The organism is Pseudomonas sp. FSL R10-1339 (assembly GCF_009600545.1).
In the GTDB taxonomy this organism is placed as follows: domain Bacteria; phylum Pseudomonadota; class Gammaproteobacteria; order Pseudomonadales; family Pseudomonadaceae; genus Aquipseudomonas; species Aquipseudomonas bubulae.
Window position 1 is genome coordinate 1 of the sequence record NZ_WIVQ01000118.1, and the last position, 13,618, is coordinate 13,618.

General features: G+C 56.0%; 13 protein-coding genes. 4 read left to right on the top strand and 9 right to left on the bottom strand.

What is annotated here, in order from left to right; translation table 11 throughout:
- Window positions 1-332: 332 nt before the first annotated feature.
- Complete coding sequence (locus tag GHO03_RS21835; protein ID WP_153400514.1) at window positions 333-1,085, bottom strand: hypothetical protein; 753 nt, start codon at window positions 1,083-1,085, stop codon at window positions 333-335.
- Window positions 1,086-1,199: 114 nt separating this feature from the next.
- Between GHO03_RS21835 and GHO03_RS21840 the strand changes: the two genes are divergently transcribed.
- Window positions 1,200-2,705 (top strand): glycosyltransferase family 9 protein, encoded by a 1,506-nt coding sequence (locus tag GHO03_RS21840; RefSeq protein WP_306108802.1) that lies wholly within the window; start codon window positions 1,200-1,202, stop codon window positions 2,703-2,705.
- A 4-nt stretch (window positions 2,706-2,709) separates the two neighbouring features.
- On the opposite strand, the gene GHO03_RS21845 is transcribed toward GHO03_RS21840, so the two are convergent.
- From GHO03_RS21845 to GHO03_RS21875, 8 genes are all read right to left on the bottom strand, one after another.
- Window positions 2,710-3,492 carry a glycosyltransferase gene (locus GHO03_RS21845; RefSeq protein WP_372241779.1) on the bottom strand — a complete coding sequence of 261 codons (783 nt, stop codon included), beginning with the start codon at window positions 3,490-3,492 and terminating at the stop codon, window positions 2,710-2,712.
- On the bottom strand, window positions 3,483-4,616 hold the full coding sequence (locus GHO03_RS21850; RefSeq protein ID WP_372241780.1) for a hypothetical protein: 1,134 nt from the start codon (window positions 4,614-4,616) through the stop codon (window positions 3,483-3,485). The genes GHO03_RS21845 and GHO03_RS21850 overlap by 10 nt, the downstream gene beginning before the upstream one ends.
- Window positions 4,613-5,467, bottom strand: a complete 855-nt coding sequence (locus tag GHO03_RS21855) for a histidinol-phosphatase (RefSeq protein WP_153400515.1) — start codon at window positions 5,465-5,467, stop codon at window positions 4,613-4,615. Before GHO03_RS21855 ends, GHO03_RS21850 begins: the two co-directional genes overlap by 4 nt.
- Complete coding sequence (locus GHO03_RS21860; RefSeq protein ID WP_153400516.1) at window positions 5,464-6,492, bottom strand: radical SAM protein; 1,029 nt, start codon at window positions 6,490-6,492, stop codon at window positions 5,464-5,466. The genes GHO03_RS21855 and GHO03_RS21860 overlap by 4 nt, the downstream gene beginning before the upstream one ends.
- 80 nt (window positions 6,493-6,572) lie before the next feature.
- Window positions 6,573-7,802 carry a hypothetical protein gene (locus GHO03_RS21865; RefSeq protein WP_178110348.1) on the bottom strand — a complete coding sequence of 410 codons (1,230 nt, stop codon included), beginning with the start codon at window positions 7,800-7,802 and terminating at the stop codon, window positions 6,573-6,575.
- A 28-nt stretch (window positions 7,803-7,830) separates the two neighbouring features.
- A complete protein-coding gene (locus GHO03_RS25195) occupies window positions 7,831-7,974 on the bottom strand; it encodes a hypothetical protein (RefSeq protein ID WP_178110349.1) in 144 nt (47 codons plus the stop codon).
- Between the two features lie 31 nt (window positions 7,975-8,005).
- Window positions 8,006-8,815, bottom strand: a complete 810-nt coding sequence (locus tag GHO03_RS21870; protein ID WP_153400517.1) for a ubiquinol-cytochrome C chaperone family protein — start codon at window positions 8,813-8,815, stop codon at window positions 8,006-8,008.
- An 11-nt stretch (window positions 8,816-8,826) separates the two neighbouring features.
- Window positions 8,827-9,462 (bottom strand): helix-turn-helix transcriptional regulator, encoded by a 636-nt coding sequence (locus GHO03_RS21875; protein ID WP_153400518.1) that lies wholly within the window; start codon window positions 9,460-9,462, stop codon window positions 8,827-8,829.
- A 438-nt stretch (window positions 9,463-9,900) separates the two neighbouring features.
- Here GHO03_RS21875 and GHO03_RS25625 point away from each other — a divergent pair, with 438 nt between their 5' ends.
- From GHO03_RS25625 to GHO03_RS21890, 3 genes are all read left to right on the top strand, one after another.
- On the top strand, window positions 9,901-10,257 hold the full coding sequence (locus GHO03_RS25625; RefSeq protein WP_256668742.1) for a hypothetical protein: 357 nt from the start codon (window positions 9,901-9,903) through the stop codon (window positions 10,255-10,257).
- 921 nt (window positions 10,258-11,178) lie between these two features.
- Window positions 11,179-11,643 carry an antitoxin Xre/MbcA/ParS toxin-binding domain-containing protein gene (locus GHO03_RS21885; protein WP_153328978.1) on the top strand — a complete coding sequence of 155 codons (465 nt, stop codon included), beginning with the start codon at window positions 11,179-11,181 and terminating at the stop codon, window positions 11,641-11,643.
- A 1,274-nt stretch (window positions 11,644-12,917) separates the two neighbouring features.
- A complete protein-coding gene (locus GHO03_RS21890; RefSeq protein ID WP_153400519.1) occupies window positions 12,918-13,544 on the top strand; it encodes a hypothetical protein in 627 nt (208 codons plus the stop codon).
- The last annotated feature ends 74 nt before the right edge of the window (window positions 13,545-13,618 follow it).

Consider the following 13,618-nt stretch of genomic DNA (forward strand, 5'->3'; position numbering starts at 1 on the left):
CCATCTTGGCCTCCTGGCTTTAATGGCGGTGTATTTTACAGAAAATCGTATTTCTTGGGTTTACGTACAGAGCCTAGTAAGCATGTTTGTCCTAGCCATTCCAGACCCCTGACCTTTCGCTGAGCACACCCGTGTTGCTGCTTACCACATTTTGCGCAACTGGAGAGACGCACTGTATTTTACCGGCCACTCAAATTGAGCTGGACCAGTCCTAATAGGTCGTGACCAGCTTGAAGGCCGTTGGCTGTGAAGGTGGCGACCGGCGGAGATTAGCCAAATATAATCAGTCCTTGAATTAGTCCGGCGTCGTAAGTCCGGCGAGCTGATAGCACTCACCCGCCGACGCCACCACCTCGTAAATGCTCCAGCAAAAATCGACGCGCTGCTCGAGAGGATGCGCTGATACTGCTGGGATGCTGGATTCGAAAACATTGAATTCGCTGATGAAGCCTAAATCGCCAGAGCTGATTACGCGGTATCCCCTCCCCGCTGAAGTCACCTAACCCAGCACATACATTCCCTTCACCCTTGTGCGGAAAATAACGTTGTCGGAATCTCGCACTGCTAGCGCCGTTGGCGAAAATGATAATGTCGGGCCGTAAAATTTCTATTTGTACTTTGAGTAGTCGTTCCGAAATTTCCAGCAGGGTTGGGAAGTGCTCCCATCGCATCGGTGACTTTTTGTTCCATGCAAAGCTGAACAAATTTGCCCAAGCTAAACCTGGAATACCCTGATCGGCGGCCAAGTCGCGCAGTAGATTGAAATAGCTTTCACCTCGGTCTCTGGGTTTACGTATGAACTTGGCAAGGTGATCTTGCTGTATCGCCATCGCCCTGTAGATGTAGTCTTCCAGGTTTTGGAATTTTTCATCACCCTTCAGCACATCCCAGCGGCGAGTTTCACGCCCGACCACCAAAATCTTCCGTGGTGCTGATTGATAGGCGGCCGAGGTGCCAGGAAGAAAAAGTCCGGAGAGCTTGGCGTATTCGGAGTGATGAATTTTGCTACGGTCAAGCCAGTGCTGCGGTAGAACTGTAAGCACATCGTGGTAGGCCTTCGCCAGGGTTTGCTGCATGCTATCCATCGCGGACGCTCCCGATGAAGTGAAGCCTTTTTAGTAGTCGCCGGTTGAGTGCGGCTTGCTGCCCCATTGCCCCCAAACCCTTCCTTAGACCAATGCTGGTAATGGTCTCGCACCATGGATATCATCGCTAGCTATCCACGGGCGTGCGATCAGATGTCGATTTTGCAAAACCATCGAAAGACTGTTACTCGCATGTTGATGCGCTGCCTGGTCGACCGTCAACTGGCATCTCGTGACGTTACGCATCCGCTACATATTGTACTTCCGCGCTGGGACGCCAAACTCGGCGACGCGATCGTTTCTTCGTTTTTCTTTCGCGAAGCGCGCAAGCTTGGTGCCCAAGTCACCGTGCTCACGGTGCCGGAGTTGGTCGACATGCATCGGCTTGACTTCGATGTCGACCAAGTTATTCCGGTTACTGGCGCGCCTACGCTAATCGGGTTGGGCCCACTAGTACGGAAATTGGGATCGGTCGATGTATTTGTCCATTTAGTTGGACGTATTCAACCCATCGAAATGCTGTTCATCCGTTTGCTTAAGCCCGCCCGGGTATACTCGTTGGATGATGCCTTGCACTGCGTTAGCGACAAGCTAGGTGAAGCTACCGCGCGGTCAAACGTGGTTGAGCGCTACGCCCGGGTTCTGCTAGACCTCGGGGCGACCCGGATAAACCGTGACTATATTGTCCCGCTCCCCAAACAGCAGGTCGGCGACCCCGTTGCGCACATCCTGGTCAACCCCTACGCCAGCCGACCTGACAAAAGCATCGGGTTCACCAGAGCGCTCTCGCTGATCAGTGCTTTGGCGGATGCCTGGCCGCAGCACTCTATCGGCATACTGTGCAGTCCGGCCAGCCGTGCCGAGGCGCAGCAACTCGAGCGCGCCATCGCCCGCAGCAACGTTCGGGCACTGTCCGAACTGGATACACCTCGCTTGGTGGCGGGTGCTATCCGGCGGGCCGAGGTGGTTGTGAGTGTCGATACTGCCATCGTACACATGGCTGTCGGGCTGAAGGCCGCATTGGTCGCGATCTATCCGGGCAGTGACTCTTACAATCCATGGCTGCCGCCGCTTGCCCCCCATACTCGAGTTGTTTTCAGTCGCCAGGATCCACGTCAGTACCTGCATGCCGGTAAGAAAAACATGAATAAGTTCAATGATGTAGACGTGATTCATTCAGTCGCTGAACTGTTCCAGGAGTCGAGCCCTGCAACCCTCGCACTGGATGCGTATATCGTTTCCGGCCTGGGTGTGGCCACGGGTACCATGGCCCGCCAGCTTCCCTTGATAAGCCAGTCTTTTCCGGAAGTCGCCGAGTGCCATCCGGGCACGCTGAACTTGCAACTGTCACGACCGCTGCGTTTGATCCGTCCTCATCACCGCAGCGCACCGCTGGCGTGGACTCCCAGCGGACGAACAAGGGAGGTGTTCGACTTGCTGCGCATCGAGTTGGAGTTTGACCACCTAGCACACCGCGTGCCGGCTTGGCTGTATGTCGCCCATGGCTCGCCACACCGGCAGACCCCTACGGTGCACGAGGTGATCGCGACTCGTCTGGCGCTTAACGAGGCCAAATGTTGCCGCGTGCACCTGCCGGCGGATGCCGTGGACCTGGCCTGAATCCTCAGCCGCAGTGCTCGATCAAGCGCTCGCACTCCCCGAGCCAATAGCCACGGTCGGGTTCGATATGCAGGAAGATGCGTGACAGCAGAGTTTCCTCGTCGAAGAACTCGGCCACCGACTCATCGCGTGTCGCTGTCCGCTTGAACCAGGTGTTGTACAGCTTGAGGAGGCTCACGTCGCGCAGCAAGAAATCGCTCACGCCAATGTCCGTCCGCCTCATCACCGTGCAACTGTCGAAGTTGTACAGCGGTCGATAACCCGGGTCGCATACCGAGGGTGAAATTAGCGCCTGCTGGTGCGGCAACCTGGCGACTATCTCCTTGATCCCTCCCGGGTTGCCCCAGGCATGTGCCTCGACGGCCAGCCCGGTCGCCAGTGCCTCGGCGAGATGGTCATTTCCCGGCAGTGAGGCGAATAGGCATTCGCTGTGCCAGTGCAGCCGCTCGTCGAGTCCCGTTGGGAACAGCAGCGAGGTCGGGTCGCGCAGTAGGATGCTGTCCGCGTCGATCCATGCGCCGCCATGGCGATGCACGTAAGCCATGCGGATGAAGTCGCTCCTAGCGACGATCGCCTCGATCCCCTTGTCCATGTTGAAGGTCAGCGGTTCGAAGCTCCAAACCTTGCCGAGGATAGAAGCATCTATGCAATGCTCTAGGCTGTCCGGGGTTAGCAGGGTGAAATGGTCCCCCAGCGCCCGCTGCATGGAGACCAGGGACAAGGCGATCCACGGCGGCATGCTCTGCCCCGCCGCCGTTTCCCAGTAGCTCACGTAGTTCACACGCACAACGGAGCCCTCTCTGCCTTCACGGCGCTACTACCAAGCAGCCCATTGTCCTCCAGGTAATACCGCAGCAGTGTCAGCGAGGGTATGCATTCTGCCTGGCGCAGGAACTCATTTCCGAGAGCTGCCTTGTACAGCCGCAACCAATTGGCCGCCGGCACCCGCGCTAGGAATGCCGGCAAGGCTTGGTAGTTGTCCGTCGAAAACAGTAGACGCAACGTGCGCAGGATGGGTTGGTAACCCACAGCCCCAAGCAGTTTGGCCAATGTGTCGTCCAGCTGATGGCTGATTTCCACCATGTTCAGGCGCTCCTCGACGGTGGCATCCGCCAGGGCGATCCGCGGATCGATGGCAACCGGGTAGATCGCCTGGAACGAGCGGGCACCGGCTAGCAGGGACTCACGCAACACCTTGTCGGCAGTCGACCCTGTCACCAGCACATCGTCGCCGAAGATGACGTGCACGCCGCTCCAGCGATAGAAGTTCTCCGCGGGTATCACATGGTCCTGGACAAGATTGACCCGCTCGCGCTCTTCAGTACTCAGACTCGCGTAGTTCTCGCAAGGAGGGGCGATGCGCGGCAGCTTGACGTTGATCAGGGTGGGCAGGCCCATATGGGCGAGCTTGACGTTTATCTCCTCCACCACGATGTCGTAGAGCACGTTGGCCGTCGAAGGCACGTTGCGCCAGCCAGTGGTCATGAGCACCACATTGTCGTTGAGCTTCCGCGCGTTGGTGAACAACCGTGCCCAGTGCGATGCCGGGTCATCCAGATGCCGCTCCAAATAGTTGATCACCAGGCCGGCGAGAAAACGTATGTCCTTCTGGCTGCCGTACTTGGCACGGCTGTAGATGGCTGTCAGCGCGGAGGCGCTTGCGCCACTGCGCATATCGCGGAATCCGTTGGTGCCGTCGGACGTTAGACAGTTCAGGGCATGACCACCGAGCACCGCGACATAGCTGTCCATATCGATCAGGTCTTGCGCAAGCAAGCCGCCAGCGAACGCGCGCAGACCTCCATTCACATCCTCCGCCTGCGGCCGGGCCACGGCCTCGCGAAAGCGCGCCAGCTGTTCGTCGACAGGCGCCTTGGCGAGTAGTTTCCAGTCATTCGATCGGGAGTTCACGGGACAATCCTTGTATCGGAGCCAGATGACAGACTGAAGAAGTCTAGGGGCATGCCGATGCGTCGACGCCCTTCGAAGTAGCTGATCCGGTCCAGGCCCAGCGGTTGCAGCTCATCGACCAAAGTGCGGATGCCTGCCCCCGCGTCCAGCGGATCGTGGGCGTCTGAACCTATGGTGAAGGCCGCACCGTGGGCGATCAGTTGGGGCAGCAGGGTGCGTGATGGGTAGCTCCAGACGCCCTGAACCTCACGAGCCGAACCGGGCAACAGGCTCGACTTGCGAATGCCCGAGGCATTCAGTTCGTAGGCCACATCATTGCGGGCGAACAGCGGCAGCAGCGGTTCCATCCGGCGCAGCACTACCTCTTCCGCCACCCCGCGCAATAGCGTGTCGGCGTGCCCGACGGCGTCGAACAGCCCGCACTCCAACAAGGCTTGCAGATGGGCGAAATATCGGTCGAGAAAGGCCGGGGCGGACAGCCGGGCCAACTCCCAAACCTTAGCCATGGGCTCGCCCGGCAACTCAACGTAGTGGATCGAGCCGATGGCGAAATCCAGCTCGTACCGGGCCAACATCTCGCGGTTGTAGGCATCCGCACCCGGCATGTAGTCGAACTCCAGTCCGCGCAGGATCTTGATCTTCCCTTGGTGCTCCTGTCGTGCCCGCTCAATATCGGCGAAATAGCACTCCAGTTCCGCCTCCAACAGGCGATTGTCGCTGTCCACCGGGAAAGGCGCGTGGTCGGTGATGGTGAGGATCTTCACTCCGGCGGTGATTGACGCCCGCACCAACTCATCCACCGTACCGACGGCATGCTTGGAATAAAAGGTATGGCTGTGGGAGTCGATCATGCCGGTACCATCCGTTCTAACAGGCCATCGTGATTGGCCAGTTCCTTGACCAGCCAGTAGGGGTTATTCACCTTGCGCAGGATCTTGTGCACAAGTTCGAGGTCGTCGATACGTGCCAGCAGGTCCCTCAGTGGTTGGCTGTAAAGGGCGCGAACCAGAGGGGTGTCGCGCACATGGTTGGCCAGTCGCTCCCAGCCGATTCGGTCGAAATGGATATTGCCCAAACGCTGGTGTTCGATGCCGTACAGGTAGACGTCACCATTAGGTTTCACCGTCAGGTCCATGCCGTTGGCGTAGGGAGGCGGGTTGAGGCTGCCGAGGGTGAAGCGCTTGTTGACCCGGGCTTCGATCGCGTCGATGTAGCCATGCAGGTCCAAGTAACCAGGTGGCGTGTCGGCCGCCGGGTGGACCAGGTTCTTGTAGTCGATGCCGAAGCGTTCCTCGCCGACCACCAGCGTATCTTCCAGGGTATTGCCCGCGACAATCCCGGCGTCGAGGCCCCAGCGCGCCAGTTCCTCTCGTAGGTAGTCGCGGGTGAACTCCCGATCAGTGTCGATCGAACGAAACGAAAAGCTTAGCCCGGCCGGACTGTTTCGTCGCAGGTAATCCAAGCTGAAGCCATGGGCTCGCCATTTTACCTTGTCGATATGGTGGCTGTCCGAGCTCAGACGGATATTGCAGGTGTCGCCACGGCTGAGCACGATACGATTGGTGGTGTCATAAAACTCCGCCATCTTCTCGTGGGGAAAAAAACCGCTTGTAATGAACTCAAAACGCTTACCGCCTTGGGAAAGCTCAAGAATCTCATGGAAGACTCTGGCGTTGTTGAGGGGTTCGCCCTCTCCGCTGATAGAGATGCGCTTGACGTCAGGGGCGTTGATCAGCGCCACCAGGTTCTCCCGAGCAAGGTTGGATAACTCCATGCTCATACCCGTCTTGTGCTTGTCGGCGTACATACAGAACGCGCAACCGATGCCGCAGATTTGGGTGATGTCGATGTACAGCAGGTGGCCTTTCAAATCCATCTTTCTTGACTCGTTGCTAGCCTGCACGAGCGCGCAGGCGTGGGTTGCACATGACCGGAGGTCACCGGTCGCGTAGGGCCTCAGTGAGGCAGCAGTACCTGCAGTTGCGGGATCTGTACGGAGTCGCGATGGATAACTGCATGCAGTACTCGATCCTCTCGGACCGCGGCCATGTCCGGGTAATCGCTGTAGTGATCGTTGCTGATCACATAGGTCCCGACATCGAACTCCGCGGCTGCTAACACCGGATGGTCGGCGGTGAGAGTGGGCGGCATAACCAGTACCCGTACCTGCGGAAACATCGCTTGGAGTGCGTTGTCGCTCATATCGAGTTGGCAGCGGATTCCCGGATCGAAGACCAAGGTCACGCCATAAGTCGCGGCCAGGTGAGGGACCAGTGCCTTAAGCACCACCAGACCGATGAAGCGTCGTTTGCCGCCCGCTTCGTTCAGGTAGCAAAGATTGTTGCCGTCTACCACCAGGTTGCGGATTTCGTTTTCCAGCAGGCGTAAGGTGTCGCGCAGCCGACGCTTGCGTTTATCCTCTTCCCGTTCCAGTTTGCGCTGATGGAATTGCCGGTCCTTCAATACCCTATCCGGACTGCGCTGCCCGGCACCAAAGCGGATTTCACAATCTTCATGGACCATCCTTTTAGTAAATGAGCTTTGCGCGTTGTCCAACTGGATGATGAAGCATTCGGCATCGATGATGTCCCGCTCCGTCGCCCGCAACTGGTCATGAGTAGTTTTCCAATTGCGATACACCTCTCCAGCCACCGCCTCCCAGTGAGCGCTGGCCTTTCTGACTTCCTCGGCGACGCCCTGCAGGCGTTGCATCTCGTTGTCCAGTTGCGTGATGGTTGCCCTGGCCTGCAGGGAATCGAAGCCACGGTATCTCTGCGAATTGGCGCTCAGGCGCAGCTCCTCGAGTTGGCTCTCGCCGAGCCCGGATACCAAGCCCACCTGCCGGTTCTTGAACTGCGACAGCCGCTCCTGCTGGGTGCTGACTTGGCGCTCGGCCACGCGCCGCTCACTGGAAAACCAGTGCAACGGCGACCAGCCTGCCTCGGCAACGCCCTTGGCGCTGTTCAGCTCAGCGCGGCTGGCCTTGATGCTCTGTTCGACCCTGGCAAGCTGCTCCCGCGCGGCGATAGTTTCCCGTTGCACCTGAGCGAGCTTGGCATGGTTATTCTCGTGGTCGAATCGCTCGAACCAGTCGAGGGCGGCACGCAAGTTCTGGATGTTTGCATTGATCACTATGATTTCCCCCTTGAGGGATACCAGTCGCTTGGCGTTATGGTTGCTGTACACGGTTCTCGCTCCTACTCAATCCGTTGGTTCAGGTGGCGCTCTGCGCCGCGCGTTTGCCTGAGGCATGCACGGCTTTCGCAGCGAGGTTCAGCGCGACCACCGTGGCCGCGCCGGCGGCGAAGCAGATGATGTTGGTCAGGAGAAATTCGAGAGGGGAAATCACAGGGTTCATGGACTCACTCCTTGGTCATCTAAAGTAGGCGTCAGGCGCCCAGGCGTATCCCGCATTTGCCACAGAAGTTGGCACCGGCCGCGACTACCGCATGGCAACCGGGACAGGTAGATTTGAGCAACATCTTCTGGCGCATATGGCCGATCTGGATTACGCAGGGCAAAGTGACCCGATACGCCGGGCTGGCTAGGTCGAACGCCGTCCAGATCCCGGTGATGGCCCAGCCCACCGGGCCGGCCAGCACTGCAAGGCCACGACCCAGGGTGCTGGAACCCGCCAGCACTACGCCACGTCCTACCAGGCTGCTCATGGTCGCGCTGGCGACCACCGCCGCCACGTTATAGGACGCCAGCCCGGAACTGCCGAGTGAAGCCAGCAAGGCCGCCAATGCCCCCGGCCCCATGGCGGGCCGGTACGACAGTCCGCCCAGGGACTCGAACAGGGTGCGGCGGTCTTCCTCGCTCATCCGCGTCAGGGACTGGGCGAATACCTTGGTGATGATCGCCATTTCCATCTCGGCGCAACTGGCGCTCGCCTTGTTCTTCGCGCCAACGTGCCCGGCCACATCCGCCAGCAGCTCGCGGTACGGCACACCACTGCCACCGCGGAAGAGGTTGACCAGTGAGTTGCCGCCAAAGCGGGTCAGCTCCTCGGCAAAAATGGCCCCGGCCGACTCGTCGGCACCCTTGTCCTTAGCGGCCATCAACTGACGACAGACTGAAGAGGAAAGGGAGATGCGGCCCTTGCCGCTATCGGTGATCACATCTATTAGCAGTCCCAGATCATCGGCACTGGCACTCATCAATACATCGGCAAGATCGGGGTCGTGAATGATCGGCATCCCGGCAGTCCTTATTGTTCGCTATAAGAAGGATCGTGTGGCGTGGACTGGCTGACCCAGGCACCCGCTATCGCGGCCAACCACTTGCGTGGGCCGGATTTTGAAATCTCTCGCAGCATCAGCGCGTCGAGCTTGAGACAGGCTCGTCTGCGCCACTCATCGCGGGCATTGGCCCGGGCAACTTCCGGCGAGGCGCCCACGATACTGGGGCGCTGATCTGGATGGACCTTGCATTCGCGCAGGACCTTTTCCACCGGATTGACCGCCTGAAGCCGCTCTTCGGCCTCCAGCTTGTGAGCTGCAGCTAGGTAGTCGCCACTGTTGCCGATCGCGCTAGCCAGCAGTTCCCAGTCCTGGGGCCGCATCAACAGGAAAGCAGGTGGCACACCCAGAGCCTCGGCAAGTCGCTCGATAGTGCTCAGGTCCGGGTTGGCATCACTACCTTGCGCTGGTGATTTCAGGGCTCGCAGCGTGCTACGGGCGATGCCGGTTTGCTGCTGGATCTGTACCGCGGACAAAGGCCCAGGAGCGTCGGCATAGCGTTGTGTCTCCCGCTGCGCGCCTGCGACCGCGATAACGGCGGACAGATTGCGGCTAAACCATTGGCCGAGCGAAAACTGAGTGGACTGAGAAGTGAGGATATTCATTGCCATCATCTCGCAATTAGATGATGGCACTTTAGTCATATGAATGGCGTTGCGAAAGGCACGAATGGAGCGTCTTAGCTCCATTTTGTGGGTTTTTAATAACTATTTAAGAGAAGATGGAGTGTCTGCGATCCATTTTGTATCCGGTCGGCTTTTCGCATTTTGATTCGTGCGCGTTTGCGTGAGTTTCCCTTTATCAGCGTCTCTTACCTTCGGTGCGGCTTATGCGGAACGCTTGGCGATGAAACGCAATGTGGACGAGCAAAGCCTCGATTGTCTCAATTGCAAAATTCTTCGCATCAAGGACGAGACGGTCTGGAAATATGACCCCAAAGGGCCGTATGACATAGACCAGATGCTACAGGCCCAGTCCCGCAGGGATGAGGAAAAATTGAATGCGGCACTTGCCGAACACAGTAGAAAGCGTTGGAACAGGGAATGCGTGATTCAGAGGCCCAGAAGCTAACGCCCTATGAAGGCGATTGGGTCTATCAGCGGATGACGAAACAGGCCCCTTTGACCATCATGACCATTTGGCGCAAAAGCCAGATCAAAAAGTGGTCCTTCAGATTTGAGACCATGGATCGTCTAGCACAAGAAGTTCACGGGTTCGAGGTCATGGAAACGAGACTCAAGGTTGGAAGTGGCCCCAGTGCCCACATGTACAGCCTTAGCGCTAATAAGAGAATATTGAACTGCATGGACTGCTCCAAGCCAGAGCACTGGGTCAAGGCTGATCCGACGAAAGATCTCAGCGATCGTTATTATGCCCGCCAGCTGGCAGGCAACCCGTAGCACTTACGGTAGAAGACATTGTCCCTGCCCAAAGTCGCATTGGGCAGGGACAATGTCTGCCTGATGTCGCTCTTTCGATCTTGGTGGAATGCTTAAGGCAAGACCGGTTATCTTGCTCGGCCATTCTGACTGTCGTACGTTTTTATTAGGTTTTTGTTGAGATTTAACAGAGTGCGAAAGCGTAATTTCCAAATGGATCGAGAGACGTCCCGGACGTCGACGCTCATTCCCAATAGGAAGCCGTTCGACAACATGAATCTACGCGTTAATACTTTATGAAGTAGCAGAAATTTATTCAATGGACTATGGTTTTCATGTCGTAACGGCGCGAAGCTCGTTATGGCAGTTGCCTAAGGTTTTGAAAAAAAGCTGATTTGGCTTCTGCTGTTGACTGCGAATCTCCAGATTCCATATTGAGATCTGAGACTATTTTTTACATGGAATGGGCTAAACGATATATTGAGGTAACTTACAGTCTTGTTTGTCTTGGCCGAGCTCGCCGTGTTGTCGCAGAACATTCATTATCGTCAATGCACCAAGCTCATGTTTAGGAGATATGACAGTGAAGGGTCGAAGAAAAGTGAAAACTCTAAAATGGTCGCTGGAAGCCAAGTTTAAAGCTGAGGCTCGCGAAATTTTGCTTCTTAGGCGTATAAGACAGCAGATAGAGCTCCTTGAAATCGCGGCGCAGAGAGGGTGCGATATGGAGCCCGTCGGACGGCTAGCAGGCTAGCATGTCGATGCTGCAGGAGTAAATATCATCAGTTTTGCCTGGCCCATTGCTGTGCGGAATCCAAGACTGCAAATTCTGAGCTGAATAACGTACGTGTTAGTAAGTAGTCGTTGCTAGTCGAGGTGTAGGGTGACGAAAACTTGAGCCCGCACAGCAGATGAGTGAATTTTTTCATACGGAGAGTGTGAATGGATAATCGCGATATCAGAGACCAAAGCAACGCCCGTACTCCAACTGAATATCTTTTAGGGCCTGATGTTGTACCACGCAGTGCAATTTCGATTTACGAGCCCACTGATACCAGCTTTGCGCTGGCGGATGTGCGGGCGATGATCTCTAATTCGGATCTATACTCAACTAGGAATATTCTACAGCGTATCCTGAATGTTTCAGCTAGAGGGAGTCATCATGAAAAACTTAGTGAGCTGTCTTTCCACCTCGACTCCCAGCAGAGTGCTGCGGTTTTCCAATACGCACAAATTTTGGAGTACGCGACCCATGTATTTGGGTCTCAGGTTTCTGCTGAAGATTGGCTGGGGCGCTCCTGTAAATATTTGGATAACGTTGTACCTCTGGATGTTGTTGATGAGGCGAGCGGGTTTCGCATCGTTTGGAGCTACCTTGAGCGAATAGAGCATGGTGTATACCAATGATCATGTATTGCAGTTGGGCTCAGAGTAAGGTTGATGTGTTGGTACGGCGTATTGCTTAAGCGTCAGCTAGTCTTGCGATGCGGCATAGCTTCTGATGTCAGCCTGGTCATAACTAAAAAATAATCAACTTTTTCTCAACAGGTCGCAATATTGGAGGCGCATTGGTGAAGTGGTTCTGGATAGTAATGCTATGTAGTTTGTTCGGATATTGGATGAGTGGGCAATATAAATTTCCGGAATGGTTGCTTTGGTCCTTGCTGCTACTAGGAACTTCGCTATGGGCTTTCGCCAAACTGGCAAAGTACCGAGAAGAAAACTGAGAGCAGATTCTGATGTCTGCGATGTATGGAACAGATGCTACCTCCCTGAGCTAACCAAGGCTGTAATTAAGCCCGTGTTATACTTTGCCCATAGTAACATTGTACTCGTCGCATCAGCCCTTGGTCTTTGATGGAGAGTCATGTTAGCTGCGCGGAGCACCCCTATAACTTCAGATTACGGATATCTGAGGCCAGTTAAAAACCCGCGCATGCGCGGATTTTCAACGCCCGCTAAGCGTTTTGCATGAGCTAAAGAGTTCAGCGTTGGTCGAATAGCCTTGGTCAACTTCTGTAAGTCGCAAAGAGTTTGTAGCTGCTGATGTGGGCCTTCCCAACATATGGCCCGGGATTTTTCCGCGCATGCGCGGAAAAATCTAGCAGGTCACAACAATTTTCACCCTGGATTAGCCTGGCTTTTCGCATAGCTACAGCCTATTTGATGCCCTTCGCCTTCCCATTATGAGAGAGGTATCTAAAAACGAGGCATCAAATGCGGATAATAGAATTAGCGGCTATTGGTGGCATCCACCCAGATTTCGCCAAAGTAGAGCGAGAGCTCGATCTGGCGCCGTTCGACTTGCCAGATCCTGCTCTAGTACCCCACGGCATGGCGACGCAGATTAGTGAGCTCTATCCGCTAGTCGTCGTAGGGCCTGATCTACTCTGCGTGGGTCAGACGACACTGTATCGATGGTTGAGTGCTTACGCGCCCCCTGAAACACTGGTTAGCTGTATTGATCTGCCTCGCTATTTCACGAAAGCTCGGATCATTCACCTGGTGCTCGCAGAGCGTTTGGTTCTTCCAGCACTCGCTCGGATCACACGGCAACAGGTAAAGGACCTTTATCAACACCTTAGGCATACGCCGGAGCAATGGCCCCATGAGTACCGAAGCCACGCGCACCTCGCACAACTCGTTGGTGTAAAGCCATTAAAAGGTTCGGAGAGTCGCGAATGAACACGCGCAATGCGCTGCTTCGTCTGGCTTCCGAGCAAGGTCAAACTCCTCGAATCATTGACTCCATTCTTAAAGCCGTAGGCGCTCATCCCGACCTGATAGACCTGCCACGCATGATGTCGGGGCTACTTCGAGTATTGCGTACAGCGGAGATCGGCACACCCATCACCATCGACGATGCCGACCCTCATGTTTGGCGCGAGGCATGTGAGTGGCTCATTTCCTTGCGGAGCCAGCCAAGTGCGCTCGGTACTTTGGGCAAGCAATTTTGGTTTGGGGAGATCGCTCCGGTTCGTAACCCTGTGTTGAGCCGTGGGGTCAAACAATTCGGGTTCCCCTATGCAGCTCTTTGGCATGCCCCACGAGATGTGGAGGGAGCGCGGGACTTTGAACGGCTGATGCTTCAGCTTCTGGTTGTGACTCAAATGCAGGGTTCAAATTATCTTCACCAACAACGTTATGCGGTTTTTTTAGACTTGCGACGTCTATGTGAATCGCGTCAATGCACAGTTCCTCCTGCGCTGAAAATCTGGGGATCTGCACAGGAATTCATCGCTGGCTGTCGGCTTTTTTCAGCACGTAACTCCACATCGGAAAACGGTGAAATTTTTGTCTCTATTTGAATCGCCCCGGGTTTCCTAGACACTCTCCAGGCTCGCTGCGTAACGCTTTTCAAACTCTACCGGTGACAGCTGAT

What these genes read in the sequence shown, in the direction of transcription:
- GHO03_RS21835 (WP_153400514.1), bottom strand. Translation starts at nt 1,085, where the DNA reads ATGGATAGCATGCAGCAAACCCTGGCGAAGGCCTACCACGATGTGCTT.
- GHO03_RS21840 (WP_306108802.1), top strand. Translation starts at nt 1,200, where the DNA reads ATGGATATCATCGCTAGCTATCCACGGGCGTGCGATCAGATGTCGATT.
- GHO03_RS21855 (WP_153400515.1), bottom strand. Translation starts at nt 5,467, where the DNA reads ATGATCGACTCCCACAGCCATACCTTTTATTCCAAGCATGCCGTCGGT.
- GHO03_RS21860 (WP_153400516.1), bottom strand. Translation starts at nt 6,492, where the DNA reads ATGGATTTGAAAGGCCACCTGCTGTACATCGACATCACCCAAATCTGC.
- GHO03_RS25195 (WP_178110349.1), bottom strand. Translation starts at nt 7,974, where the DNA reads ATGAACCCTGTGATTTCCCCTCTCGAATTTCTCCTGACCAACATCATC.
- GHO03_RS21870 (WP_153400517.1), bottom strand. Translation starts at nt 8,815, where the DNA reads ATGCCGATCATTCACGACCCCGATCTTGCCGATGTATTGATGAGTGCC.
- GHO03_RS21875 (WP_153400518.1), bottom strand. Translation starts at nt 9,462, where the DNA reads ATGAATATCCTCACTTCTCAGTCCACTCAGTTTTCGCTCGGCCAATGG.
- GHO03_RS25625 (WP_256668742.1), top strand. Translation starts at nt 9,901, where the DNA reads ATGCGTGATTCAGAGGCCCAGAAGCTAACGCCCTATGAAGGCGATTGG.
- GHO03_RS21885 (WP_153328978.1), top strand. Translation starts at nt 11,179, where the DNA reads ATGGATAATCGCGATATCAGAGACCAAAGCAACGCCCGTACTCCAACT.
- GHO03_RS21890 (WP_153400519.1), top strand. Translation starts at nt 12,918, where the DNA reads ATGAACACGCGCAATGCGCTGCTTCGTCTGGCTTCCGAGCAAGGTCAA.